Origin of the sequence: Streptomyces sp. CRCS-T-1 (assembly GCF_024442335.1) — a bacterium.
In the GTDB taxonomy this organism is placed as follows: Bacteria; Actinomycetota; Actinomycetes; order Streptomycetales; family Streptomycetaceae; genus Streptomyces; species Streptomyces koelreuteriae.
Genome location: NZ_CP101651.1, coordinates 6,519,008 through 6,543,578, shown reverse-complemented (window position 1 = coordinate 6,543,578; position 24,571 = coordinate 6,519,008). Strand labels below are relative to the sequence as shown.

Annotated in this window: 27 protein-coding genes; 10 read left to right on the top strand and 17 right to left on the bottom strand. The window is 69.6% G+C overall.

Features of this window, described 5'->3' with window-relative positions; translation table 11 throughout:
• Nucleotides 1-30: 30 nt before the first annotated feature.
• A complete protein-coding gene (locus NNW99_RS29625; RefSeq protein ID WP_215122226.1) occupies nt 31-396 on the bottom strand; it encodes a DUF3618 domain-containing protein in 366 nt (121 codons plus the stop codon).
• The gene (locus NNW99_RS29620) at nt 393-812 is read right to left on the bottom strand and encodes a phage holin family protein (protein ID WP_215122225.1); all 420 of its coding nucleotides are present in this window, start codon (nt 810-812) and stop codon (nt 393-395) included. Before NNW99_RS29620 ends, NNW99_RS29625 begins: the two co-directional genes overlap by 4 nt.
• Nucleotides 813-946: 134 nt before the next feature.
• Here NNW99_RS29620 and dapA point away from each other — a divergent pair, with 134 nt between their 5' ends.
• Complete coding sequence (dapA, locus tag NNW99_RS29615; RefSeq protein WP_215122224.1) at nt 947-1,840, top strand: 4-hydroxy-tetrahydrodipicolinate synthase; 894 nt, start codon at nt 947-949, stop codon at nt 1,838-1,840.
• An 8-nt stretch (nt 1,841-1,848) separates the two neighbouring features.
• Here dapA and NNW99_RS29610 read toward each other — a convergent pair whose 3' ends face one another.
• The 4 genes from NNW99_RS29610 to NNW99_RS29595 all read right to left on the bottom strand — a co-directional run bounded on the left by NNW99_RS29610 (nt 1,849) and on the right by NNW99_RS29595 (nt 4,288).
• Nucleotides 1,849-2,079, bottom strand: a complete 231-nt coding sequence (locus tag NNW99_RS29610; RefSeq protein WP_215124506.1) for a hypothetical protein — start codon at nt 2,077-2,079, stop codon at nt 1,849-1,851.
• Nucleotides 2,080-2,260: 181 nt separating this feature from the next.
• Nucleotides 2,261-3,250 (bottom strand): 2,3,4,5-tetrahydropyridine-2,6-dicarboxylate N-succinyltransferase, encoded by a 990-nt coding sequence (gene dapD / locus NNW99_RS29605; protein ID WP_215122223.1) that lies wholly within the window; start codon nt 3,248-3,250, stop codon nt 2,261-2,263.
• A 160-nt stretch (nt 3,251-3,410) separates the two neighbouring features.
• Nucleotides 3,411-3,968, bottom strand: coding sequence for a TetR/AcrR family transcriptional regulator (locus NNW99_RS29600; RefSeq protein ID WP_215122222.1), 558 nt, complete (start codon nt 3,966-3,968; stop codon nt 3,411-3,413).
• Entirely contained in the window at nt 3,968-4,288 is a 321-nt protein-coding gene (locus tag NNW99_RS29595) for a multidrug efflux SMR transporter (protein WP_215122221.1), read from the bottom strand. Before NNW99_RS29595 ends, NNW99_RS29600 begins: the two co-directional genes overlap by 1 nt.
• 168 nt (nt 4,289-4,456) lie before the next feature.
• Here NNW99_RS29595 and NNW99_RS29590 point away from each other — a divergent pair, with 168 nt between their 5' ends.
• Complete coding sequence (locus tag NNW99_RS29590; protein ID WP_215122220.1) at nt 4,457-5,290, top strand: AbfB domain-containing protein; 834 nt, start codon at nt 4,457-4,459, stop codon at nt 5,288-5,290.
• 80 nt (nt 5,291-5,370) lie between these two features.
• Here NNW99_RS29590 and NNW99_RS29585 read toward each other — a convergent pair whose 3' ends face one another.
• Genes NNW99_RS29585 through NNW99_RS29550 form a run of 8 tightly spaced genes read right to left on the bottom strand, consistent with a single transcriptional unit; the run spans nt 5,371 to nt 11,957 of the window.
• Nucleotides 5,371-5,703 carry a metal-sulfur cluster assembly factor gene (locus NNW99_RS29585; protein WP_184596910.1) on the bottom strand — a complete coding sequence of 111 codons (333 nt, stop codon included), beginning with the start codon at nt 5,701-5,703 and terminating at the stop codon, nt 5,371-5,373.
• The gene (gene sufU, locus NNW99_RS29580; protein WP_215122219.1) at nt 5,700-6,170 is read right to left on the bottom strand and encodes a Fe-S cluster assembly sulfur transfer protein SufU; all 471 of its coding nucleotides are present in this window, start codon (nt 6,168-6,170) and stop codon (nt 5,700-5,702) included. The genes NNW99_RS29585 and sufU overlap by 4 nt, the downstream gene beginning before the upstream one ends.
• Nucleotides 6,171-6,186: 16 nt before the next feature.
• Complete coding sequence (locus NNW99_RS29575; protein ID WP_215122218.1) at nt 6,187-7,458, bottom strand: cysteine desulfurase; 1,272 nt, start codon at nt 7,456-7,458, stop codon at nt 6,187-6,189.
• Entirely contained in the window at nt 7,455-8,219 is a 765-nt protein-coding gene (gene sufC / locus NNW99_RS29570) for a Fe-S cluster assembly ATPase SufC (RefSeq protein WP_215122217.1), read from the bottom strand. Before sufC ends, NNW99_RS29575 begins: the two co-directional genes overlap by 4 nt.
• A gap of 7 nt (nt 8,220-8,226) precedes the next feature.
• Nucleotides 8,227-8,550 carry a non-heme iron oxygenase ferredoxin subunit gene (locus NNW99_RS29565; RefSeq protein WP_189731059.1) on the bottom strand — a complete coding sequence of 108 codons (324 nt, stop codon included), beginning with the start codon at nt 8,548-8,550 and terminating at the stop codon, nt 8,227-8,229.
• Complete coding sequence (sufD, locus tag NNW99_RS29560) at nt 8,547-9,731, bottom strand: Fe-S cluster assembly protein SufD (protein WP_215122216.1); 1,185 nt, start codon at nt 9,729-9,731, stop codon at nt 8,547-8,549. Before sufD ends, NNW99_RS29565 begins: the two co-directional genes overlap by 4 nt.
• Nucleotides 9,732-9,786: 55 nt before the next feature.
• Nucleotides 9,787-11,208 carry a Fe-S cluster assembly protein SufB gene (sufB, locus tag NNW99_RS29555; protein WP_053670664.1) on the bottom strand — a complete coding sequence of 474 codons (1,422 nt, stop codon included), beginning with the start codon at nt 11,206-11,208 and terminating at the stop codon, nt 9,787-9,789.
• The gene (locus tag NNW99_RS29550; protein WP_215122215.1) at nt 11,205-11,957 is read right to left on the bottom strand and encodes a metalloregulator ArsR/SmtB family transcription factor; all 753 of its coding nucleotides are present in this window, start codon (nt 11,955-11,957) and stop codon (nt 11,205-11,207) included. The genes sufB and NNW99_RS29550 overlap by 4 nt, the downstream gene beginning before the upstream one ends.
• A 161-nt stretch (nt 11,958-12,118) precedes the next feature.
• Here NNW99_RS29550 and NNW99_RS29545 point away from each other — a divergent pair, with 161 nt between their 5' ends.
• Genes NNW99_RS29545 through NNW99_RS29530 form a run of 4 tightly spaced genes read left to right on the top strand, consistent with a single transcriptional unit; the run spans nt 12,119 to nt 15,706 of the window.
• Nucleotides 12,119-12,931 carry an aminoglycoside N(3)-acetyltransferase gene (locus NNW99_RS29545; protein WP_215122214.1) on the top strand — a complete coding sequence of 271 codons (813 nt, stop codon included), beginning with the start codon at nt 12,119-12,121 and terminating at the stop codon, nt 12,929-12,931.
• Nucleotides 12,932-12,962: 31 nt separating this feature from the next.
• Nucleotides 12,963-13,886: an ABC transporter ATP-binding protein gene (locus tag NNW99_RS29540; protein WP_215122213.1), complete on the top strand. Its 924-nt coding sequence runs from the start codon at nt 12,963-12,965 to the stop codon at nt 13,884-13,886.
• On the top strand, nt 13,883-14,653 hold the full coding sequence (locus NNW99_RS29535) for an ABC transporter permease (protein WP_215122212.1): 771 nt from the start codon (nt 13,883-13,885) through the stop codon (nt 14,651-14,653). The genes NNW99_RS29540 and NNW99_RS29535 overlap by 4 nt, the downstream gene beginning before the upstream one ends.
• A gap of 3 nt (nt 14,654-14,656) precedes the next feature.
• Complete coding sequence (locus tag NNW99_RS29530) at nt 14,657-15,706, top strand: heme A synthase (protein ID WP_215122211.1); 1,050 nt, start codon at nt 14,657-14,659, stop codon at nt 15,704-15,706.
• Here NNW99_RS29530 and NNW99_RS29525 read toward each other — a convergent pair.
• The 3 genes from NNW99_RS29525 to NNW99_RS29515 all read right to left on the bottom strand — a co-directional run bounded on the left by NNW99_RS29525 (nt 15,703) and on the right by NNW99_RS29515 (nt 18,281).
• Nucleotides 15,703-16,809 (bottom strand): amidohydrolase family protein, encoded by a 1,107-nt coding sequence (locus NNW99_RS29525; RefSeq protein ID WP_215122210.1) that lies wholly within the window; start codon nt 16,807-16,809, stop codon nt 15,703-15,705. The genes NNW99_RS29530 and NNW99_RS29525 overlap by 4 nt on opposite strands.
• Before the next feature lie 163 nt (nt 16,810-16,972).
• Nucleotides 16,973-17,305 (bottom strand): hypothetical protein, encoded by a 333-nt coding sequence (locus NNW99_RS29520; protein ID WP_215122209.1) that lies wholly within the window; start codon nt 17,303-17,305, stop codon nt 16,973-16,975.
• Between the two features lie 58 nt (nt 17,306-17,363).
• Complete coding sequence (locus NNW99_RS29515) at nt 17,364-18,281, bottom strand: heme o synthase (protein ID WP_215122208.1); 918 nt, start codon at nt 18,279-18,281, stop codon at nt 17,364-17,366.
• A gap of 385 nt (nt 18,282-18,666) precedes the next feature.
• Here NNW99_RS29515 and tkt point away from each other — a divergent pair, with 385 nt between their 5' ends.
• From tkt to opcA, 4 genes are read left to right on the top strand one after another with little or no spacing between them, the layout of a single operon-like run.
• On the top strand, nt 18,667-20,754 hold the full coding sequence (gene tkt, locus NNW99_RS29510) for a transketolase (protein WP_215122207.1): 2,088 nt from the start codon (nt 18,667-18,669) through the stop codon (nt 20,752-20,754).
• A 34-nt stretch (nt 20,755-20,788) separates the two neighbouring features.
• Complete coding sequence (tal, locus tag NNW99_RS29505; RefSeq protein WP_215122206.1) at nt 20,789-21,907, top strand: transaldolase; 1,119 nt, start codon at nt 20,789-20,791, stop codon at nt 21,905-21,907.
• A gap of 4 nt (nt 21,908-21,911) precedes the next feature.
• On the top strand, nt 21,912-23,435 hold the full coding sequence (gene zwf / locus NNW99_RS29500) for a glucose-6-phosphate dehydrogenase (protein WP_215122205.1): 1,524 nt from the start codon (nt 21,912-21,914) through the stop codon (nt 23,433-23,435).
• The gene (opcA, locus tag NNW99_RS29495; RefSeq protein ID WP_215122204.1) at nt 23,432-24,565 is read left to right on the top strand and encodes a glucose-6-phosphate dehydrogenase assembly protein OpcA; all 1,134 of its coding nucleotides are present in this window, start codon (nt 23,432-23,434) and stop codon (nt 24,563-24,565) included. The genes zwf and opcA overlap by 4 nt, the downstream gene beginning before the upstream one ends.
• Nucleotides 24,566-24,571 lie beyond the last annotated feature (6 nt).

The window sequence follows — 24,571 nt, the reverse complement described above, 5'->3', positions numbered from 1 at the left end:
CACCCGCACAAGCACCGCACGCACCCGCACTCACCAATGCCCGTAACGCCTCCGCCGCAACACCCCGACAGCCACCACCGCCCCCGCAGCCGCCCCCACCACCAGCACCGGCCGCGGATGCCGCAACCCGGCCTGCACAGCGTTCCGCACCGGCCGAGGCCCCGTATGCGTCGCCTTGTCCTGCACCGTATGCCCCGCCTGCACCGCACTACTGCGCAACTGCACGGTCATCGCCCCGGCCTTGTCCCGGAGATCAGCCGCCCGCGCCCGCGCACGCCCCTTCACATCAGCCTTCCCCGCCAACTCCTCCACCGTGTTGCCGAGTTCACTGCGCGTCCGCTCGATCTGCCGCCGCAGCTCATCGGGCCCCTTGGCCCCACTCGTCGCGTCCGTCATCGATGCGCCCTTTCCCTGATCTCCTCCACGTCCGCCTTCACGCTGCCCAGGGCCTCCTCAGGCGTAGGAGGCGTCGCCCGACGCAACTGCCCCCGGCCGACCACACCCAGCACGGCCGCGATGACGAACAGCACCCCCGTCACGATGAGCGCCGCGGCCCAGACGGAGAGCACCAGCGAGAGGGCGGCAATCCCCGTCCCGGCCAGCGCGAGGAACCCGGCATAGGCGACCGCCCCCGCCGCACCGAGCAGCCCGCCGCCACGCCCCGCACGCCGCCCCTTCTCGGCCAGCTCCTCCTTAGCGAGAGCCACTTCCTGCCGCACAAGCTGGGAGAGCTGCTCCGCGGCCTGTCCGACGAGCTCACCCACGGAGTGGTGCTCGTCGCGCACGACCCGACGTTCCATGGTTCCGGTCACAGTGTTCCGCCTCCTCTCGAAGTGGGAACCCCCGAGTACCCTCACCGCCCTCACACAACCTCGAAGTAAATCTAACCAACACCTGGTAGCAGATTTAAGTGGAGCTACACAATCATGCCGCCGACACTACTGACATGACGACGACGACAGCACCGTTCGGTCGCACCCTCTGCGCCATGATCACCCCGTTCACCGAGACGGGAACCCTGGACCTCGACGGCGCCCAGCACCTCGCCGCCCGCCTCGTCGCACAGGGCTGCGACGGCCTCGTACTCTCCGGCACGACCGGCGAATCCCCCACCACCACGGACGCCGAGAAGTCCGCCCTGATCACCGCCGTCCGCGAGGCCGTGCCCGACAGCGCGTCGATCGTCGCGGGCATCGGCACCGCCGACACCAGGCACACCACCGACCTCGCCCGGGAGGCCGAAAAGGCGGGCGCGGACGGCCTGTTGGTGATCCCGCCGTACTACAGCAGGCCCCCGCAGGACGCGATCGAGGCACACTTCCGCGAGATCGCGGACGCCACCGAACTCCCGCTCGTGCTCTACGACATCCCGATCCGCACCGGCATCCGCGTCGAACCCGAGACGATCCTCCGCCTCGCCGACCACCCCAGGATCGTCGCGGTCAAGGACTGCTCGCAGGACTTCCTGGCCGCCCAGAAGGTCCTGGCCCGCACGGACCTGGCGTACTACGCGGGCTGCGACGAGCACAATCTCGCGCTGTACGCCGTGGGCGGCACGGGCTACGTCAGCACGGTCGCGAACGTGATCTCGGGCCACCTGCGAGCGGTCCTGGACACCTTCGACGCCGGCGACACCGCACGGGCGGCCCACCTCCAGCAGCAGGCCACCCCCCTCATCGAGGCGATCATGTCGGCAGGCCTCCCGGGCACCACCACCACGAAGGCACTCCTCACCGCACTGAACCTCCCCGCAGGCCCGGTCCGCGCCCCCCTACGCCCCGCCGACCGCGCCACGACCGACGCACTGCTGAGGCTCCACGGGGCCCTGACCACCGCCTGACACCCGGCTCAGTTCCAGGCGTACCCGTCGCCGAACAGCAGCGTGTGCTCCAGCACGTCCTCCGCCGGGTCGTCGACCTGCCCGGTGCTGACGTTGACCAGACCGAACCGGTGGCCGTTGTGCGAGTTCGTATTGGTCTCGTCGGCATGCGCGGCCCCCGCCGAAAGCGAGCACACCGCCAGTACCGCGACCGCCCCGGCCAGACAACGCGCCACACCCCGCTCGCGCTCGTTCCTCATGCCCCGGTCGTTGCTCATGCCCGGTCCTCGTTTCATAGGTTCGGCGTCAGATCGGACCCTGCGTCCACCCGTTCATCTGCCTGGCCCGTCACGAGGTCACGCCCGATCATCCCGGGAACACACGAGCGCCCTCCCAGCCGTCCTAGGGCGTGGGAGGGCGCTCGGCGATGACCGACGCGGATCAGTTGTGGCTGTGCAGGATCTCGTTCAGACCGCCCCACACCGCGTTGTTCGGCCGGGCCTCGACCGTGCCGGTGACCGAGTTGCGGCGGAAGAGGATGTTGGAGGCGCCGGACAGCTCGCGGGCCTTGACGATCTGCCCGTCGGGCATGGTGACGCGGGTGCCGGCGGTGACGTAGAGGCCGGCCTCGACGACGCACTCGTCGCCGAGGGCGATGCCCACGCCCGCCTCGGCGCCGATCAGGCAGCGCTCGCCGATGGAGATGATGACGTTGCCGCCGCCGGACAGGGTGCCCATGGTGGAGGCGCCGCCGCCGATGTCCGAGCCGTCGCCGATCAGGACGCCCGCGGAGATACGGCCCTCGACCATCGACGTGCCGAGCGTGCCGGCGTTGAAGTTGACGAAGCCCTCGTGCATGACGGTGGTGCCCTCGGCGAGGTGCGCACCGAGACGGACCCGGTCGGCGTCGGCGATGCGGACGCCCTTGGGGGCCACGTAGTCCGTCATACGCGGGAACTTGTCGACGCTCGTCACCTGCAGGTGCAGGCCCTCGGCGCGCGCGTTCAGGCGGACCTTCTCCAGGTCGTCGACGGCGACCGGGCCCAGTGAGGTCCAGGCGACGTTGGCGAGGTGGCCGAAGATGCCGTCGAGGCTCTGGCCGTGCGGCTTCACCAGACGGTGGGAGAGCAGGTGCAGACGCAGGTAGACGTCGTGCGCGTCGACCGGCTTCTCGTCGATCGAGGCGATGACCGTGCGGACCGCGACCACCTCGACGCCCCGGCGGGCGTCGGGGCCGACCGCGGCGGTCGCGCCGTCGCCGAGCAGCTCCGCGGCACGCTCGGCGGACAGCCGCTCGGTGCCGGAGGGGCCGGGCTCGGTGGCCAGCTCGGGGGCGGGGAACCAGGTGTCGAGGACGGTGCCGTCGGCGGCGATCGTGGCGAGGCCGGCGGCCACGGCGCCGGTGGTGCGAGGAGCAGTCGTGTCGGTCATAAGGGCAACCTAACCGGCGGACGGCACTCGATGCGAACCGGTACGGGGCCGTCTCACGTGCCGGGCGGTACGTCTCCATGCTGGTCGGCGCCCTGCGGCGCCCACCGCCACCGGCCCCGAGCCCAGAGCCCCGGAAGCCCCGGAACGACCCCACCACCGGCTACTCACCCGCCCCGCCACAACCTCCCACAACCCGCCCCAGCACCTCCCGCGCATACGCCTCGTCGTACGCCACCCCCGTCAGCAGCACCTGCAGACAGATCCCGTCGACCACCGCCACCAGCGCCCGCGCCGTCACGGGATCCGTACGCCGGGACAGCAACTCGGCGACCCCCTCGGCCCACTCGGCGGCGACGGGCCGCAGGGCGGGCCGGCGCAGGGCGGCCAGATACAGCTCGTACTCCAGCTCGACGCCGGTCCGGTCGCCCGCGAGCCACTCTCCCACCCATGCGGCGAGTTCCGCCGCCAGATCGGTCCGGGGATCCTGGAGTCCGCCGCGCCCGGCGACCACCTTGGCGAACCCCTCGTTGGCCTGCCGCAGCGCGGCGACCAGCAGTTCGTCGAGGGTCTTGAAGTGATACGTCGTGGAGCCGAGCGGCACATCGGCCTCGGCGGCGGCACTGCGGTGGCTCAGCCCCGCGATGCCCTTCGCCCCGACGACCCGGATCGCCGCGTCGATGATCCGCTGCCGCCGCTCGGGGTCGTAGCGCCGGGGCATCAGTGACCGCCTCCCAGGTTCAGCACCACGACCCCGACGATGATCAGCGCGATTCCGGCGGCCTTGGCCGCGGTCACGCCCTCGCCGAGGAACAGGACACCGATGGTGGCGATGGCCGCGGTGCCGACCCCGGCCCAGATCGCGTAGGCCGTGCCCACGGAGACGGTCTTCAGCGTCTGCGCGAGCAGGGCGAAGGAGACGACGTAGCCGACGAGCGTGAGCAGCGAGGGTCCGAGCCTGCTGAAGCCGTCGCTGTACTTCATGGCAGTCGTGGCACCCACTTCGGCGGCTATGGCCGAGGCCAGCAGCAGATAACCCATGTGTACCAGCGTACACATCATCTGTACGACCGTACACATCACAGGACGGAAACCGCTCTCACATAACGCCCCCAGTGATCCCGGACGTCCACTACGGTGTCACCGATCACACACCGGGCCACCACAACTGCGCCGCCGTCAAGGGTGCCCCGATGGAGGAACCAGCGCATGACAGAAGACAAGTCCCGGCCGCCACAGGACCGTCCGTGGGAAAGCGGTTGGGCCCCGGACACCACCCGGGCACCGGGAACGCGAAGGCTCTGGCTGGCGGGCGCCCTCGCCCTGGCCACGGTCACCGCGTGCGTGACGGCGATAGCCGTGATGGACAGTCAGGCCGGCGAACCGGCAGCCGAGTCGGCGGAGCCGACGACCCTCAGCAGTTCTGCCCCGGGCGGCCTGATCTCCTTCGCGACGCCCTCAAAGAACGCCACGCAGACGCCCGGCAAGGACCGCGAACGCCCGTCGCCCACCCCCACGACGAGCGCGTCCACCAGCCCGAGCGCCTCGCCGAAGCCGCGCCCGAAGGCACCGAAGCCCTCCAAGTCCGATCGGACTTCACCGGCCCCGAAGCCCCCGAAGTCCAGCGGGACATCCATACGCTCGGTCAACCACCCCGACCGCTACTGGCGGGTGCGCGACGGCTATGTGCGCCTGGACTCGATCGGCTCCGGCCCCGAGCAGCGTGAGGACGCCACGTTCCGGCGCGTCGCCGGACTCGCCGACTCCTCCTGCTACTCCTTCATCACCGCGGACGGCGGCTATCTCCGCCACCGCAGCTTCGTCCTCGTCAAGAACAGCGACGACGGCTCGGCCCTGTTCCGCCAGGACGCCACCTTCTGCCCCCGCCCCGTGTACCCCTCCGGCGCGGTCATGCTGGAGTCGGTGAACTACCCGGGCCGCTTCCTGCGCCACCGCAACTTCCAGCTCCGCCTCGACCCGTACCAGCACTACGGCGACTTCCGCGCGGACGCGTCGTTCCGGCTGGTGGGCGGGCTGAACTGAGCCACCCTGAAACGAACATGACGAAGGGGCGGCACCGGAAAGGTGCCGCCCCTTCGTCATGTATGGATCCCGGGTGGATCTCAGACGTTGAACCCGAGCGCCCGGAGCTGCTCCCGGCCGTCGTCCGTGATCTTGTCGGGGCCCCACGGGGGCATCCAGACCCAGTTGATGCGCAGTTCGTTCACGATGCCGTCCGTGGCCGACTTCGCCTGGTCCTCGATGACGTCGGTGAGCGGACAGGCCGCCGACGTCAGGGTCATGTCGATCGTCGCGATGTTCGCGTCGTCGATGTGGATGCCGTAGATCAGCCCGAGGTTGACGACGTCGATGCCCAACTCGGGGTCGACGACGTCGTACAGCGCCTCACGGACCTCGTCCTCCGAGGCCGGCTTCATCTCGATGGTCTCGCTCATGCCGTCGTCTTCCTTTCGGCGTCGGGCTCGCCCAGGGCCTGGGCCGTAGCGTCCTTCCAGGCCATCCAGCTCAACAGGGCGCACTTGACCCGGGCCGGGTACTTGGACACCCCGGCGAACGCGACCGCGTCCTCCAGGATGTCCTCCATCGCGTCGTCGGGCTCGAGCTTCCCCTTGGACTGCATCAGCTCCAGGAAGGTCTCCTGGATCTTCCGTCCGTCGGAGAGGTCCTTGCCGACGAGGAGTTCGTTCAGTACGGACGCGCTCGCCTGGCTGATGGAACAGCCCTGGCCCTCGTACGAGACGTCCTTGATCGTGGTGCCCTCGTACTTCACACGGAGCGTGATCTCGTCGCCGCACGTCGGGTTCACGTGGTGCACCTCGGCGTCGCCATCCCTAAGACCACGCCCGTGCGGGTTCTTGTAGTGGTCCAGGATGACTTCCTGGTACATCGAATCCAGCTTCACGGTTTCCGCACGCCTCTCAGCCGAAGAAGTTCCGTACGTGCTCCAGGCCGTCGACCAGTGCGTCGATCTCGGCCGGCGTGGAGTACAGATAGAACGACGCTCGTGTGGTCGCGGGAATTCCGTAGCGCAGGCAGACCGGCCGCGCGCAGTGGTGGCCGACCCGGACCGCGATGCCCTGCTCGTCGAGGACCTGGCCCACGTCGTGCGGGTGGATGTCCCCGAGGGTGAAGGAGATCGCCGCGCCCCGCTCCTCGGCCGTGGTGGGGCCGATGATCCGGAGGTCGGGGACCTCCAGGAGCCGCTTCACCGCGTACTCGGTGAGCGCGTGCTCGTGGGCGAAGATCTTGTCCATGCCGATCGAGTTGAGATAGTCGATCGCCGCGCCGAGTCCGACCGCCTGGGCGATCGGGGGCGTGCCCGCCTCGAACTTGTGGGGCGCCGGGGCGTAGGTCGAGGAGTGCATCGACACCGTCTCGATCATCTCGCCGCCGCCGAGGAACGGGGGCAGGTCCTCCAGGAGTTCCTGCCGTCCCCACAGGACGCCGATGCCGGTCGGGCCGCACATCTTGTGGCCGGTGAAGGCCACGAAGTCGGCCTGCAGGGCCTGTACGTCCAGCGGCATGTGCGGCGCTGCCTGGGAGGCGTCGACGCACACCAGCGCACCGACCTCCTGGGCGCGGCGCACGATGGCCTCGACCGGGTTCTGGGTGCCCAGGATGTTGGAGACCAGCACGAAGGAGACGATCTTCGTCTTCTCGGTGATGACCTGGTCGATGTTGGACAGGTCCAGGCGGCCGTCGTCGGTGAGGCCGAACCACTTCAGCTTCGCGCCCGTGCGCTGCGCGAGCAGCTGCCACGGCACGATGTTGGAGTGGTGCTCCATCTCCGTGATGACGATCTCGGTCTCGGCGTCCACGCGGTAGGGCTCGTCGGCCCAGCCCAGCATGTTCGCCACGAGGTTGAGCGACTCCGAGGCGTTCTTGGTGAAGATCACCTCGTTGCGCGAGGGCGCGTTGATGAACTCCGCGACCTTGTCGCGCGCGCCCTCGTACAGCGCCGTGGCCTCCTCGGCGAGGACGTGCACGCCACGGTGGACGTTGGCGTTGTGCTGCTCGTAGTACTCGTCGAGCACGTCGATGACCTGGCGCGGGGTCTGCGAGGTCGCGGCGTTGTCGAGGTAGACGAGCTTCTTTCCGTCATGGACCTGGCGGTCCAGGATCGGGAAGTCCTTGCGGAGCGCCTCGCCAAGAAGATTGGACTCAGTGAGGAGGCCCGGCAGCTGTGTCACGCGGATGCGCCACCCTTCGTGTATGCCTCGTAGCCCTCGTTCTCCAGCTTGTCGGCGAGCTCGGCGCCGCCGGACTCGACGATGCGGCCGCCGGAGAAGACGTGCACGTGGTCGGGCTTGATGTAGCGGAGGATGCGCGTGTAGTGGGTGATCAGCAGGGTGCCGACCTCGCCCGTCTCACGGACACGGTTGACGCCCTCGGACACCACGCGCAGGGCGTCGACGTCCAGGCCGGAGTCGGTCTCGTCGAGAACCGCGACCTTCGGCTTGAGCAGCTCGAGCTGAAGGATCTCGTGGCGCTTCTTCTCACCGCCGGAGAAGCCCTCGTTGACGTTGCGCTCGGCGAAGGCGGGGTCGATGTTGAGGCGCTGCATGGCCTCCTTGACCTCCTTCACCCAGGTGCGCAGCTTGGGGGCCTCGCCGCGGATGGCGGTGGCGGAGGTGCGCAGGAAGTTGGAGACGGAGACGCCGGGGACCTCGACCGGGTACTGCATGGCGAGGAAGAGGCCGGCGCGGGCCCGCTCGTCGACGGACATCTCCAGGACGTCCTCGCCGTCGAGGGTGACGGTGCCGCCGGTGATCGTGTACTTCGGGTGACCCGCGAGGGAGTAGGCGAGGGTCGACTTGCCGGAGCCGTTCGGGCCCATGATGGCGTGCGTCTCGCCCTGCTTCACGGTGAGGTCGACGCCCTTGAGGATCTCCTTCGTGGCGTTGTCGGCCTCGACGGTGACGTGCAGGTCTCGGATTTCAAGCGTTGCCATGGGTGCCTCAGGACTCCTGGGTGAGGGAGACGAGCACGTCGTCCCCTTCGATCTTTACGGGGTATACGGGGACGGGGCGCGTCGCCGGAAGGGCGTCGGGCTTGCCGGAACGGAGGTCGAAGCGCGAGCCGTGCAGCCAGCACTCGATGTGACAGTCGTCGACCTCGCCCTCCGACAGGGAGACGTTCGCGTGCGAGCAGATGTCGTACACCGCGAACACCTCGCCCTCGGTCTGCACGATGGACATGGGCGTGCCGTCGAGTTCCACCCGCTTGGGGGTGTCGTCCTCCAGCTCGCTCAGTCCACAGACGCGTACGAATGCGAGGCTCATGCCACCGACGCCTCCAGCTCTTCCTCGATCTTGGCGATCAGGCGCTCCTCGATGTCGGGGAGGCCGATCTGCTGGACCAGCTCGGCGAAGAAGCCGCGGACCACGAGACGGCGGGCCTCGTGCTCCGGGATGCCGCGGGCCATGAGGTAGAAGAGCTGCTCGTCGTCGAAGCGGCCGGTCGCCGAGGCGTGGCCGGCGCCGACGATCTCGCCGGTCTCGATCTCGAGGTTGGGTACGGAGTCCACGCGCGCCCCGTCCGTGAGGACCAGGTTGCGGTTCATCTCGTACGTGTCGGTGCCCTCGGCCTTGGCCTCGATGAGCACGTCGCCGATCCACACCGCGTGGGCCTCTTCGCCCTGGAGCGCGCCCTTGTAGACGACGTTCGACTTGCAGTGCGGGACGTTGTGGTCGACCAGGAGGCGGTGCTCCTGGTGCTGGCCCTGGTCGGTGAAGTACAGACCGAACAGCTCGGCCTCGCCGCCGGGGCCGGCGTACGTGACGCGCGGGTGCAGCCGGACGACGTCGCCGCCGAAGGTGACGACGACCGACTTGAAGGAGGCGTCGCGGCCGACGAGCGCGTTGTGCTGGGCGACGTGGACCGTCTTCTCGTCCCAGTCCTGGACGGAGACGACGGTCAGCTTGGCGCCGTCGCCCAGGAGGTAGTCGACGTTGGCGGCGAGCACCGCGTCACCGGTGTGGTCGATGACCACGACGGCCTCGGCGAAGGCGCCCAGCTCGATCACCTGGTGGCCGAAGGCGGTCCCGCCCTCGCCGTGCACCGCGATGCGGATCGGCTCGGTGAGGACCGTCTCCTTGGGGACGCTCACGACCGAGGCCTTCTCGAAGGCGGAGTAGGCCTGGGCGGCGACGCGGTCCACCGGGATGCCCGCCTTGCCGAGCCGCGCGTCGTCGCGGCCGACGGCCTCGACGGTGACGCCCTCGGGGGCCTGGACGTCGACCTTCACGCCGTTGCCGTTCGCCACGGCGGTGCCGTCGTGCAGACCGCGCAGGCGCTCCAGCGGGGTGAACCGCCACTCCTCCTCCCGGCCGTGCGGGACGGGGAAGTCCGCCACGTCGAAGGAGGGGGGCGCGCTCATGCGGGTGGCGACGGTCGACTCGGCCGCCACCGCGATCGAGCCGGTGGTGGTGGCGCCCACCGGGATGTTCTGGGCCTCAGCCATGGCTGTCGTAGTGCTCGCTTTCCGTTACGTAAGGGCTTGATGGACTGCGGTGGGGTTAGCCGACCGCGCCTTCCATCTGCAGCTCGATCAGCCGGTTGAGCTCCAGCGCGTACTCCATGGGGAGCTCCTTGGCGATGGGCTCGACGAAGCCGCGCACGATCATCGCCATGGCCTCGTCCTCGGACAGACCGCGGCTCATCAGGTAGAAGAGCTGGTCCTCGGAGACCTTGGAGACGGTCGCCTCGTGGCCCATGGACACGTCGTCCTCGCGGACGTCCACGTAGGGGTAGGTGTCCGAGCGGGAGATCGTGTCGACGAGCAGCGCGTCACAGAGCACGTTGGACTTCGAGCCCGGGGCGCCCTCGCCGATCTCGATGAGGCCGCGGTAGGAGGTACGGCCACCGCCGCGCGCGACGGACTTCGAGACGATGTTGGACGACGTGTTCGGCGCCATGTGGACCATCTTGGCGCCCGCGTCCTGGTGCTGGCCCTCGCCGGCGAAGGCGATGGACAGGGTCTCGCCCTTGGCGTGCTCGCCCATCAGGTAGACGGCCGGGTACTTCATCGTCACCTTGGAGCCGATGTTGCCGTCGACCCACTCCATGGTCGCGCCCTCGTAGGCCACGGCACGCTTGGTGACCAGGTTGTAGACGTTGTTCGACCAGTTCTGGATGGTCGTGTAGCGGCAGCGGGCGTTCTTCTTGACGATGATCTCGACGACCGCGGAGTGCAGCGAGTCCGACTTGTAGATCGGGGCGGTGCAGCCCTCGACGTAGTGCACGTAGGCACCCTCGTCGACGATGATCAGGGTCCGCTCGAACTGGCCCATGTTCTCCGTGTTGATGCGGAAGTAGGCCTGGAGCGGGATCTCCACGTGGACGCCCGGCGGCACGTAGATGAAGGAGCCGCCCGACCACACGGCGGAGTTCAGCGACGCGAACTTGTTGTCACCGACGGGGATGACGGTCCCGAAGTACTCCTTGAAGAGCTCCGGGTGCTCCTTCAGGGCCGTGTCGGTGTCGAGGAAGATGACGCCCTGCTCCTCCAGGTCCTCGCGGATCTGGTGGTAGACGACCTCGGACTCGTACTGGGCGGCGACACCGGCGACGAGGCGCTGCTTCTCCGCCTCGGGGATGCCGAGCTTGTCGTACGTGGCCTTGATGTCCTCGGGCAGGTCCTCCCAGGACTCCGCCTGCTTCTCCGTGGAGCGCACGAAGTACTTGATGTTGTCGAAGTCGATCCCCGACAGGTCCGAGCCCCAGTTCGGCATGGGCTTCTTCTCGAACAGGCGCAGACCCTTGAGACGGAGCTTGGTCATCCACTCCGGCTCGCTCTTCTTGTCGGAGATGTCGCGGACGACGTCCTCGTTGATGCCGCGCTTGGCAGAGGCGCCGGCCGTGTCGGAGTCGGCCCAGCCGTATTCGTACTTGCCCAGGCCCTCGAGCTCAGGGTGGGCAGTCTCCGTGGGGAGAGTCATGCGGGGTTCCTCCCGGCCGTGCTTGCGGATGCGTTGTCAGTGGTGTGGGAAATCTTGGGGATGAACGTCGTGCAGACGCCGTCGCCGTGCGCGATGGTGGCGAGCCGCTGTACGTGCGTACCGAGCAGCTCGGCGAAAAATTCCGTCTCCGCCTCGCACAACTGGGGGAACTGCTCGGCGACGTGGGCGACCGGGCAGTGGTGCTGGCAGAGCTGCTCACCCTTCTGCGGGTGGGGGGCGCTGCGCGCCGTAGCAGCGTACCCGTCCGCGCTCAGGGCCTTGGCCAGCGCTTCGGTCCGCTTCTCGGGCGGGGCGGCCTCGACCGCCTCGCGGTACGCGCCTCCCTGGGCGGCGATCCTGGCGCGGGCGAAGGCGGCGATGGCCTCGCTGCCTCCCTCGCGGTCGGCGATCCAGCGCAGCGCGTCCGCCGCGAGCTTGTCGTAGGACTGGTCGAAGGCGTCCCGGCCGCAGTCCGTCAGGGCGAACGCCTTGGCGGGGCGGCCGCGGGTGCGCGCGCCGTAGACCCGCTGCTCGCGCGCTTCCACGACACCGTCGCCCGCGAGGGCGTCGAGGTGCCGGCGCACGGCCGCATGGGTGAGGCGCAGCCGCTCCGCGAGCTCGGCGACGGTCGACGGGCCGTGGTCCAGGATGGATCGCGCGACGCGGTTGCGGGTGGACCGCTCACCGGTCGCGAGCTCCTCCTGTGGGGCACCCATGGGAGCCTCCCGAGCCTCGCCGACGTTTTTCACAACGCCATTGTTGCGTAATTCTTCAGGACCGGGCAAGCCACGTCCGGCCCGCTCGACGGTGCCTTGCGTCACTTAGGTAAAGCTAACCTGACCTGCGGAAACGATCTTTGATCGATCAAACCGCTGGCATGCCGGAGCACCTTCGGGGACACTCCCGAACCATGGCCACACCCCCTCCGACCGGCCCTCTTGTCACCCGGGACACACTGCGGACGCAGTTGGGCGAACTGGGCGTACGGCCCGGCGAGACCCTCCTCGTGCACTCCTCGCTCAGCGCCCTCGGCTGGGTCAACGGCGGCGCCGTCACGGTGGTGCTGGGGCTGCTCGACGCACTGGGCCCGGAGGGAACCCTGGTCGTCCCCACCCAGACCGGGGACATCTCCGACCCGGCCCTGTGGCGGGGACCGCCCGTACCGCCGGAATGGTGGGCGGCCATCCGCGCCACCATGCCCGCCTACGACCCCCGGATCACGCCCGCACGCGGGGTCGGAGTCGTCCCGGAGACGGTACGGACCTGGCCCGGCGCGAAGCGCAGCGCCCATCCGCAGACCTCGTTCGCGGCGGTCGGGCCGCGCGCGGCGGAGCTGACCGAGGGACACGCGAGCGACTGCAGGCTCGGCGAGCGAAGCCCGCTCGCGAAGCTGGAGGCGACGGGCGCCCGGGTCCTGCTGCTCGGCGCCGGCTACGCCTCCTGCACCGGCTTCCACCTCGCCGAGTACCGCATACCGTCCCCGCGCGTCGCGGTGGGCCGGCCCGGTCCGAACGGCTGGGAGACCGTCACCGAGGTGTCGATCAGCTCGGACCGCTTCGACGAGTTGGGCTACGACTTCGAACGGGACCGTCCCGTCGTACGCGGGAAGGTGGGGGCGGCCGAGGCACGGCTGTTCCCGGTGGCGGACGCGGTGGCCTACGCCGAACGGTGGCTGGCGGTGCACCGGCCGCGTGAGGAGGAGTTCCCGCACCCCCCGGTCTGAGCCCCCGCGCGCCTACCTAGACTCTGGACCCATGCGAAGTGAGCCCGTGGTCCAGGTCCAGGCCCTGGTGAAGCGGTACGGCCCGAAGACCGCGGTGGACGGGCTCGACCTGGTGGCCCGGGAGGGTGTGACCGCCGTGCTCGGCCCCAACGGGGCGGGCAAGACGACGACGGTCGAGACCTGCGAGGGGTACCGGAAGCCGGACGCCGGCACGGTGCGAGTCCTGGGCCTCGACCCGGTCAGGGAGTCCGGGCGGCTGCGGCCCCGCATCGGCGTGATGCTCCAGTCCGGCGGCGTGTACTCGGGCTCCAGGGCCGACGAGATGCTCCGCCACGTGGCCAAGCTGCACGCTCATCCCCTGGACGTGGACGCGCTCATCGAACGCCTGGGGCTCGGCTCCTGCGGGCGTACGACCTACCGGCGCCTGTCGGGCGGGCAGCAGCAGCGGCTCGCGCTGGCGATGGCCGTGGTCGGGCGCCCCGAGCTGGTGTTCCTGGACGAGCCGACCGCCGGTCTCGACCCGCAGGCCCGCCGCGCCACCTGGGACCTGGTCCGGGACCTGCGCGCCGACGGCGTCTCGGTGATCCTCACCACCCACTACATGGACGAGGCCGAGCAGCTCGCCGACGACGTGGCGATCATCGACGCGGGCCGGGTCATCGCGCAGGGCTCCCCGGAGGAGCTGTGCAAGGGCGGCGCCGAGAACACGCTCCGCTTCACCGGCCGCCCCGGCCTGGACGTGGGCTCCCTGCTCAAGGCCCTGCCCGCCGACTCCTCGGCCGCCGAGCTGACGCCGGGTTCCTACCGGGTCATCGGCAAGATCGACCCGCAGCTCCTCGCCACGGTCACCTCCTGGTGCGCCCAGCACGGCGTGATGCCGGAGAAGATCTCGGTGGAGCGGCATTCCCTGGAGGACGTCTTCCTCGAACTGACGGGTAAGGAGCTGCGTTCGTGACCGCCACCGGCATCTATGCGCCGAAGCCGGGGGCCGCGCCCCTGCCCCGCATGATCGCGGCCCAGGCCGTGCTCGAGACGAAGATGCTGCTGCGCAACGGCGAGCAGCTGCTGCTGACGGTCGTGATCCCGACCCTGCTGCTCGTCCTGTTCAGCACCGTGGACATCGTCGACACGGGCGAGGGGAAGACCGTCGACTTCCTCGCCCCCGGCATTCTCGCGCTCGCGGTGATGTCGACGGCGTTCACCGGCCAGGCGATCGCGACCGGCTTCGAGCGCCGCTACGGCGTGCTGAAGCGGCTCGCCTCCTCGCCCCTGCCGCGCTGGGGCCTGATGACGGCGAAGACACTGTCCGTGCTGGTCACCGAGGTACTCCAGGTGGTCCTGCTGACGGTGATCGCCTTCGCGCTCGGCTGGTCGCCGCAGGGCAACCCGTTCGCCGTCCTGCTGCTCCTCGTCCTCGGTACGGCGGCCTTCTCGGGCCTCGGCCTGCTGATGGCCGGGACGCTGAAGGCCGAGGCGACGCTGGCCGCCGCCAACCTGGTGTTCCTGCTGCTGCTCGTCGGCGGCGGGGTCGTCGTCCCGCTGGACAAGTTCCCCGAGGGCGCGCAGGACGTACTCGGCCTGCTGCCCATCGCGGCGCTGTCCGACGGGCTGCGGGACGTGCTCCAGCACGGTGCCGGGACGCCCTGGGCCGACCTGGGGATCCTCGCGGTCTGGGCGGTGGCCGGGCTGGCCGCCGCCGGACGGTTCTTCCGCTGGGAGTAGGCCATGAGGGACCCTCGTGAAAGCGTGCACAAGCGGCGCCCTACGATGGGTCGCGTGCCAAAAGTGACCCGCGCCGACGCCAAGGCCGCCCTGCGCAACCCGCTCGCCTTCATCGCCGCCCGCTGGACCCCGGAACCCCGGACCGTCCAGCGGGCCGCCATGTCCGCCGTCGTGATGTCGGTGCTCATCGTGGTCACCGGCGGTGCCGTACGGCTGACCGGCTCGGGCCTGGGCTGCCCGACCTGGCCCAAGTGCACCGAGAACTCCCTCACCGCAACCAGCGAGATGGGCGTCCACGGCGTCATCGAGTTCGGCAACCGCATGCTGACGTACGTGCTGTGCGCGGCCGTCGGCTGGGCGATCATCGCCGCGCGCTCCCGGAAGCCGTACCGGCCCGGCCTGGTCCGGCTGGGCTGGGCGCAGTTCTGGATCGTGATGAGCAACGCGGTGCTCGGCGGCATCGTGGTGCTGGTGGGTCTGAACCCGTACACGGTCGCGGCCCACTTCGTGGCGACGTCCGCGCTCATCGCGGTGGCCACGGTGATGTGGCAGCGCACCCGTGAGGGCGACACCCCGCCGCGTCCGCTGGTCGGCAAGGCCGTGCGGCAGCTGGTGTGGTTCCTGACCGCGGCCGCCGTCCTGCTCATCCTGGTCGGCACGGTGGTCACCGGCGCGGGCCCGCACGCGGGCGACTCCAGCGAGGTCGAGCGGATGCCGGTCGACTGGGAGACGGTGAGCAAGCTGCACGCCGTGCTGGCGTGGATCGTGGTGACGCTGACCTTCGCCCTGTGGTTCGTCCTCAAGGCGGTCGACGCACCGAAGGGCCCGCTGAAGCGCACCCGGGAGCTGTTCCTGATCCTGCTCGCGCAGGGCGTCATCGGATACGTCCAGTACTTCACGGACCTCCCCGAGGTCCTGGTCGGCCTGCACATGTTCGGCTCGGCCGTGATGTGGATCTGGGTGCTGCTGGTGATGATGTCGCTGCGGGAGCGCACCGAGGCGCCCGTGGACCTGCCCGGCCCCGCCGCCGAGGCCTCCCTGACGAAGGCCTAGTCGAGCCCGTACACCCTGCGCGCGTTCCCCGACGCCAGCATCCCCGCCACCCGCTGCGCGTCGGTCAGGGACCACGCGTCCTCGGCGACCCAGGTGCCGAGCACCCGGCCGAGCGCCTCGCGGAACAGCCGGGCCGCCACCACGTGCAGTTCGGGCAGCCCCTGGGCGCCGCTGGAGAAGAGGATCTTGCCGAACGGGGCCAGCTCCAGCATCTCCGCGAGGACGGTCGCGGCCCGGGCGCCGGTACGCACCAGGGCGGCGCCGCAGTCGACGTAGACATGCGGGAAGACACCGGCGAGATGGGCGGCGTGCCGGTGGTACGGGTAGCCGTGCAGCAGGACGAGGTCCGTGCCGAGCCCGGCCGTGGCCCGTACGAAGTCCGTCAGCAGCACCGGGTCCGTACGGTCGATGCGCAGGCCCGGCGCCCCGAGCCCCGCGTGCAGCTGGAGCGGCAGCCCCGAGGCGACGGCGCTCCACAGCAGATGCCGCAGCAGCACGGGGTCGCTCAGCTCCCCGCCGACCCCGCGCCCCGCGAGCCAGCGGCCGGCGGCTCCCCGCACCTCTCCCGGTCCGGGCGGCTCGGGCGCGAGCGCGAGGCCGTGCCGGACGCCCGCGACCGAGGTGAACGCGACGGCGTGCGCGGCGGCGGCGTGCACGGACTCGGCGAGGTTCGCGAGAAAGGACTCGACGGTTCCGGAGGTGTCGGCGACCTGCTCGGCGAGCAGTTCCAGGCGCACGATCTCGTGGGCCTCGGCGGCGCCGGCGGAGGCCAGTTCGCGGGGCTCGGTGAGGTCGCCGGGGAGGCCGGTGTCGACGAGGTACGTCGTGATGCCGCTGCCGCGCAGGAGACGGCGGCCGGACTCCAGGACGCCCAGTTCACGGCGGCGGGCCAGGTAGTGGGCCGGGGTGCAGTGGGGTTCCAGGCCGAGCAGGGGCGGGCACCAGCGGCGTACGGCGAAGCCGGTCTGGGTGTCGAAGAGGGTGGTGCCGGGGGCGGGTGGGCCCTCGGTGCGGGAGAGGTGGGCCTCGAAGGTGCCGAGGCCCAGCTCTGTGCGGAGTACTCCGTGGCAGTACTGGTCCACTAGGGACGGCGTTTCGATCATCCGGGCTCCCCGGTGTGGACCCTGTTGTTCCAAGGGTCCTAACGGGTGAAGCGGGGTTCAGGTCGCGGTCCGTCGTGGGAGGTGGCGGATTGTTCGGCGGGTGCGGGTGATCTGTGGTTGTTCGCGCAGTTCCCCGCGCCCCTGAAGACAAGAGGCCAGTTGCTCAACCGTTGGACGGGCCGCCTACCTGGATGCCCGCCATGCGGGTCCACTCGTAGCGGCCCGTCGTCACCTTGGCGGCGAATTCGCCGTCGAAGGACTCGTGGCGGGTGATGCCCGACTTCTCCACCGCCTGCTCGGCGATCTCGTGCGAGGGGGCGACCAGGTCGCCCCAGTTGCCGTCCTCGCCGACGAGGACGATGCGGGCGCCGCGTTCGCCGAGGTAGGCGATCTGGCCCTCGGCGCCGCCGTGGTCCTTGGAGAAGGCGGTGATCTGCTTGGCGAGCCGGGCGACCTTGCGCTCGGCCTTCGGGTCAACCTGCTGCGTGTCTGCCATGGTCAGGATGCTACTCACGAGTAGATCGACTGGCGAGGGGAGGGCCCTGTGACGTACGTCAGCGCAGGAACGGGTCGACCGCGACGGCCACGAACAGGATCGACACGTAGGTGATCGACCAGTGGAAGAGGCGCATCTCCTTGAGCTTGGCGCCCGTCACCTCGGCCTTGGCGCGGTTCTGCAGGCCGTGTGCCTCCCACAGCCAGAAGCCGCCGGCCAGCAGGGCGACCGCCGTGTAGAACCAGCCCGTGTAGCCGAGCGGGGTCAGCAGGAGCGAGACGCCGACCATGACCCAGCTGTAGATCACGATCTGCTTGGCGACCACCTTGTTGGAGGCGACCACCGGCAGCATCGGCACGCCCACGCGCGCGTAGTCCTCTTTCACCTTCATCGACAGCGGCCAGTAGTGCGGCGGCGTCCAGAAGAACATGACGAGGAAGAGGATGATCGGCGCCCACGACATGGAGTTCGTGACCGAGGACCAGCCGATCAGCACGGGCAGACAGCCGGCGATGCCGCCCCAGACGATGTTCTGCGAGGTACGGCGCTTGAGGATCATCGTGTAGACGACGACGTAGAACAGGAGCGCGCCGAGGGAGAGCCAGGCCGAGAGCCAGTTGACCGCGAGGCCGAACAGCAGGGTCGAGACGACGGCCAGGGTGATGCCGAAGGCCAGGCACTCGCGCGGGCTGACCATGCCGGTGACCAGCGGGCGCTGCGAGGTGCGGTCCATCAGCGCGTCGATGTCGCGGTCGATGTACATGTTGAGCGCGTTGGCGCCGCCTGCCGACAGGTAACCGCCGACGCAGGTCAGCAGCACCAGCGTCAGGTCGGGCACACCCTGCTGCGCCAGGAACATCACGGGAACCGTGGTGATCAGCAGCAGCTCGATGATCCGCGGCTTGGTGAGAGCCACGAACGCCATGACACGGGCCCCGAGCGGCCGGTGGGCCGGGCTCTGGTCCGTCCCGGTCATCCCCGCTGGACGGGATTCAACGGCCGTCACGCACACCCCTACAGAGACATCCCAGCGAGCCTCAGCCGTGTGAAGTACCGGTAAAGGCTCGCGCGTACCACGCCACTTTAGACGTTGCCCAGACTCGGACATTCGCGGGGGTCGTCTCGTGTTGAGGGGAGGGTTCCGACGGGCGCGTCCAAGCTCGATTGAGCACCCGGATGAGCGGCTCCGTATTCACTTGCCGAATGCGGTACGGCCCAGTCAGGAGGCGGATCGGGATGAGCCCCGGCACTCTGGAGTGACTCGAAAAAACGCACGTCCCACGGGGGTAGGCTCGACTGCGGCCGGTGGGCGCCCCGATACACCGGCATCCGAAACATGTGGAGAGGAGCCCTGACCCAGGGTGAGCACCAAGCCGACCACCACAGACCTCGAGTGGACCGAGTTGGACCAGCGGTCCGTCGACACCGCGCGTGTCCTGGCCGCCGATGCCGTACAGAAGGTCGGCAACGGCCATCCGGGTACGGCGATGAGCCTGGCGCCTGCCGCCTACACCCTCTTCCAGAAGGTGATGCGGCACGACCCGGCGGACGCCGACTGGGTCGGACGGGACCGCTTCGTGCTGTCCGCCGGCCACTCGTCCCTGACCCTCTACACCCAGCTGTACCTGGCCGGTTTCGGCCTGGAGCTGGACGACCTGAAGTCCTTCCGCACCTGGGGTTCGAAGACCCCCGGTCACCCCGAGTACGGGCACACGACCGGTGTGGAGACCACGACCGGCCCGCTCGGACAGGGTGTCGCGAACGCGGTGGGCATGGCGATGGCCGCCCGCTACGAGCGCGGTCTGTTCGACCCGGAGGCCGCCGAGGGCGAGTCCCCCTTCGACCACTTCGTCTACTGCGTCGCCGGTGACGGCTGTCTGCAGGAGGGCATCTCCGCCGAGGCCTCGTCGATGGCGGGCCACCAGAAGCTGGGCAACCTGGTCCTGCTGTGGGACGACAACCACATCTCGATCGAGGGCGACACCGAGACGGCCGTGTCCGAGGACACGGTGAAGCGGTACGAGGCCTACGGCTGGCACGTGCAGCGCGTGGCCCCGAAGCCGGACGGCGACCTGGACCCGCACGCGCTCTACGACGCGATCGAGGCGGCCAAGGCCGTCACCGACCGGCCGTCGTTCATCGCGATGCGCTCGATCATCGCCTGGCCGGCCCCGAACGCGCAGAACACCGAGGCCGCGCACGGCTCGGCGCTGGGTGACGACGAGGTCGCCGCGACCAAGCGTGTCCTCGGCTTCGACCCGGAGCAGAGCTTCGAGGTCTCCGACGAGGTCATCACGCACACCCGCAAGGCGCTGGAGCGGGGCCAGGCGGCCCGCGCCGTGTGGGAGAAGGCGTACCAGCAGTGGCGGGACAACCACCCCGACCTCGCCGCCGAGTACGACCGCGTCGCCAAGGGCGAGCTGCCCAAGGGCTGGGAGGAGAAGATCCCGGTCTTCGAGGTCGGCAAGGGCGTGGCCACGCGTGCCGCCTCCGGCAAGGTCCTCCAGGCCCTCGGCGGGGTCATCCCGGAGCTGTGGGGCGGCTCGGCCGACCTGGCCGGTTCGAACAACACCACGATCGACAAGACGTCGTCGTTCCTCCCGGCGGACAACCCGCTTCAGGAGGCGAACCCGTACGGCCGCACGATCCACTTCGGTATCCGCGAGCACGCGATGGCCGCCGAGATGAACGGCATCGCGCTGCACGGCAACACCCGGATCTACGGCGGCACGTTCCTCGTCTTCTCCGACTACATGCGCAACGCGGTGCGGCTGTCGGCGCTGATGCACCTGCCGGTGACGTACGTGTGGACGCACGACTCCATCGGTCTGGGCGAGGACGGCCCGACGCACCAGCCGATCGAGCACCTGGCGTCGCTGCGGGCGATCCCGGGCCTGAACCTGGTGCGCCCGGCGGACGCCAACGAGACCGCGATCGCCTGGCGCGAGATCCTCAAGCGCTGGACGAAGGAGTTCGGCAAGGGGCAGCCGCACGGTCTGGCGCTGACGCGTCAGGGTGTGCCGACGTACGCGCCCAACGAGGACGCCGCCAAGGGCGGGTACGTCCTCTTCGAGGCCGACGGCGGCGAGCCCGAGGTCGTCCTCATCGCCACCGGCTCGGAGGTGCACGTCGCCGTCGAGGCGCGCGAGCAGCTCCAGGGCGCCGGCGTGCCCACGCGCGTGGTGTCCATGCCGTCGGTGGAGTGGTTCGAGCAGCAGGACCAGGGGTACCGGGACAGCGTCCTTCCGCCGGCCGTCAAGGCCCGCGTCGCGGTCGAGGCCGGTATCGGACTGACCTGGCACCGTTACGTCGGGGACGCCGGCCGCATCGTTTCCCTGGAGCACTTCGGTGCTTCGGCCGACGGCAAGGTCCTTTTCCGCGAGTTCGGCTTCACTGCCGAGAACGTGGCCGCCGCCGCCCGGGAATCGATCGCCGCAGCTCAGCGCTGACGCTCATATACGACACGTAGGAGATGGAATTTCCATGACAGACGCACTCAAGCGCCTCTCCGAGGAAGGCGTCGCGATCTGGCTGGACGACCTGTCGCGCAAGCGCATCACGTCCGGCAACCTCGCCGAGCTGATCGACCAGCAGCACGTCGTGGGCGTCACCACCAACCCGACGATCTTCCAGAAGGCGATCTCCGAGGGTGACGGCTACGACCAGCAGCTGTCGGACCTCGCCGCCCGCAAGGTCACCGTCGAAGAGGCCATCCGCATGATCACCACGGCGGACGTCCGCGACGCCGCCGACATCCTGCGCCCGGTCTTCGACGCCACCGACGGCCAGGACGGCCGGGTCTCGATCGAGGTCGACCCGCGCCTCGCCCACAACACCAAGGCGACGGTCGCCGAGGCCCGCCAGCTCGCCTGGCTGGTGGACCGCCCCAACACGCTCATCAAGATCCCGGCCACCAAGGCGGGTCTGCCGGCCATCGCCGAGACGATCGGCAACGGCATCAGCGTCAACGTCACGCTGATCTTCTCGCTGGAGCGCTACCGCGAGGTGATGGAGGCCTACCTGTCCGGTCTGGAGAAGGCCAAGGCCAAGGGCCTGGACCTGTCCAAGATCCACTCGGTGGCGTCCTTCTTCGTCTCGCGTGTCGACACCGAGATCGACAAGCGCATCGACGCCCTGGGCACCCCCGAGGCCAAGGCGCTGCGCGGCAAGTCCGCCATCGCCAACGCCCGGCTCGCCTACCAGGCGTACGAGGAGGTCTTCTCGGGCGACCGCTGGAGCGCGCTGGAGCGCGAGGGCGCCAACAAGCAGCGTCCGCTGTGGGCCTCCACCGGCGTCAAGGACAAGGCGTACAAGGACACCCTGTACGTCGACGAGCTGGTCGCGCCGAACACGGTGAACACCATGCCGGAGGCGACCCTGTACGCCACCGAGGAGCACGGCTCGATCACCGGCAACACCCTCGCCGGCACGTACGAGCAGGCCCGTGCCGACCTCGACGCGGTCGAGCAGCTCGGGATCAAGTACGACGACGTGGTCCAGCTGCTCGAGGACGAGGGCGTCGAGAAGTTCGAGGCGTCCTGGAACGATCTGCTGAAGTCGACCGAGGCCGAGCTCAAGCGCCTCGCCCCCTCGGAGGGCTGAACAGGTGTCGAGCAGCAACCCGCTGCGTGACCCCGCGGACCGACGGCTCCCGCGTATCGCGGGGCCGTCGGGCCTGGTCATCTTCGGCGTCACGGGCGACCTGTCACGCAAGAAGCTCATGCCCGCCGTCTACGACCTCGCCAACCGGGGTCTGCTGCCGCCGGGCTTCTCGCTGGTGGGTTTCGCGCGCCGTGAGTGGGCGCACGAGGACTTCGCACAGGAGGTCCACGACGCGGTCAAGGAGCATGCCCGCACGCCCTTCCGCGAGGAGGTCTGGCAGCAGCTCATCCAGGGCATGCGCTTCGTGCAGGGCACGTTCGACGACGACGACGCGTTCGAGCGGCTGCGCTCCACGATCGAGGAGCTGGACAAGGCCCAGGGCACGGGCGGCAACTTCGCCTTCTACCTCTCCGTGCCGCCGAAGTCCTTCCCGGTGGTCATCCAGCAGCTGAAGAAGCACCAGCTGGCCGACCAGCAGGGCGGCTCCTGGCGGCGCGCGGTCATCGAGAAGCCCTTCGGGCACGACCTGAAGTCGGCCGAGGAGCTCAACAAGGTCGTCCACGAGGTGTTCGCCCCGGAGCAGGTCTTCCGGATCGACCACTACCTCGGCAAGGAGACCGTCCAGAACATCCTGGCGCTGCGCTTCGCCAACACGATGTTCGAGCCGATCTGGAACCGGTCCCTCGTGGACCATGTGCAGATCACCATGGCCGAGGACATCGGCATCGGCGGCCGCGCCGGGTATTACGACGGCATCGGCGCCGCCCGTGACGTCATCCAGAACCACCTGCTCCAGCTCCTGGCCCTCACGGCCATGGAGGAGCCGGCCTCCTTCGACGCGGACGCGCTGGCCGCCGAGAAGACCAAGGTGCTCGGCGCCGTGCGGCTGCCGAAGGACATGGGCCGGGACACCGTGCGCGGCCAGTACGCGGCCGGCTGGCAGGGCGGCGAGAAGGTGACCGGCTATCTCGACGAGGACGGCATCAACGCCTCGTCGAAGACCGACACCTACGCCGCGATCAAGCTGGAGATCGACAACCGCCGCTGGGCGGGCGTCCCCTTCTATCTGCGCACCGGCAAGCGGCTCGGCCGCCGGGTGACGGAGATCGCGGTCGTCTTCCAGCGGGCCCCGCACTCCCCCTTCGACACGACGGCCACCGAGGAACTGGGCTCCAACGCGATCGTCATCCGCGTCCAGCCGGACGAGGGTGTGACGGTCCGCTTCGGTTCGAAGGTCCCCGGCACGTCGATGGAGATCCGGGACGTGTCCATGGACTTCGCCTACGGCGAGTCCTTCACGGAGTCCAGCCCGGAGGCGTACGAGCGTCTCATCCTGGACGTTCTCCTCGGTGACTCGAACCTCTTCCCGCGCACCGAGGAGGTCGAGCTGTCCTGGAAGATCCTCGACCCGATCGAGGAGTACTGGGACAAGAACGGCAAGCCCGCGCAGTACCCGGCCGGTACCTGGGGGCCCGTCGAGGCGGACGAAATGCTCGAGCGACACGGACGGAGCTGGCGCCGGCCATGAAGACAGACCTGACGGACACCACCGCCAGCAAGATCAACAAGGCGCTGGTGCAGGGGCGCCGGGCGATCGGCACCCCGGCGGTCGGCATGGTGCTCACGCTGGTCATCGTGACGGACGAGGAGAACGCCTACGACGCCCTGAAGGCGGCGAACGACGCCTCGCACGAGCATCCCTCGCGCACGCTCGTCGTCATCAAGCGCGTCTCCCGCTCGCCCCGCGACCGTACGCAGTCCCGCCTGGACGCGGAGGTCCGCCTCGGCGCGGACGCCGGTTCGGGCGAGACGGTGGTGCTCCGCCTGTACGGCGAGGTCGCCGAGCACGCCCAGTCGGTGGTGCTGCCGCTGCTGCTGCCGGACGCCCCGGTGGTGGTGTGGTGGCCGGTGAACGCGCCGCTCGACCCGGCGAAGGACCCCCTCGGGGCCCTCGGCCAGCGCCGTGTCACCGACACCTACGCCTCCGAGCAGCCGGTACGGGACCTGGCGACCCGGTCGGGGACCTACACCCCCGGCGACACGGACCTGTCCTGGACCCGCATCACGCCCTGGCGCTCCATGCTGGCGGCGGCCCTCGACCAGGTCACCTGCGAGGTCAGGGCCGTCGAGGTGGAGGGCGAGGAGTTCAACCCGAGCTGCGAGCTGCTGGCGATGTGGCTCGCGGACCGGCTGGACGTGCCCGTGAAGCGCTCGCTGTCCGGCGGACCCGGTCTGACGGCGGTCCGTATGGACACCAACTGCGGTCCGATCAAGCTGGACCGTGCGGACGGCTCCCTCGCCACGCTCTCCATCGACGGCCAGCCGGACCGCGGAGTGGCGCTCAAGCGCCGGGACACGGCCGAGCTGATAGCGGAGGAGCTGCGGCGGCTGGACCCGGACGACACCTACGCGTCGGCCCTGCGGTACGGGGTGGACCGGCTGAAGTCCTCCTGGTCGGCTCCGGCCCCTCGGGTCTCCGGGGAGCCGGTGGCCAAAGGAGAGAGCGGAGAGCCCAAAAGTGACGGGCGAGGCCGCCTCGCCCTCCCCGCTCCCGTCGAAAGGGCTGCGAAAGCACCCGCTGCGGAAGCGACGGCGCAGGAACCGCTGAAGCAGGAAGCTCCCGCGCTGGAACCGGTACGGAAGGCGACGACGAAGTGAGGGCTA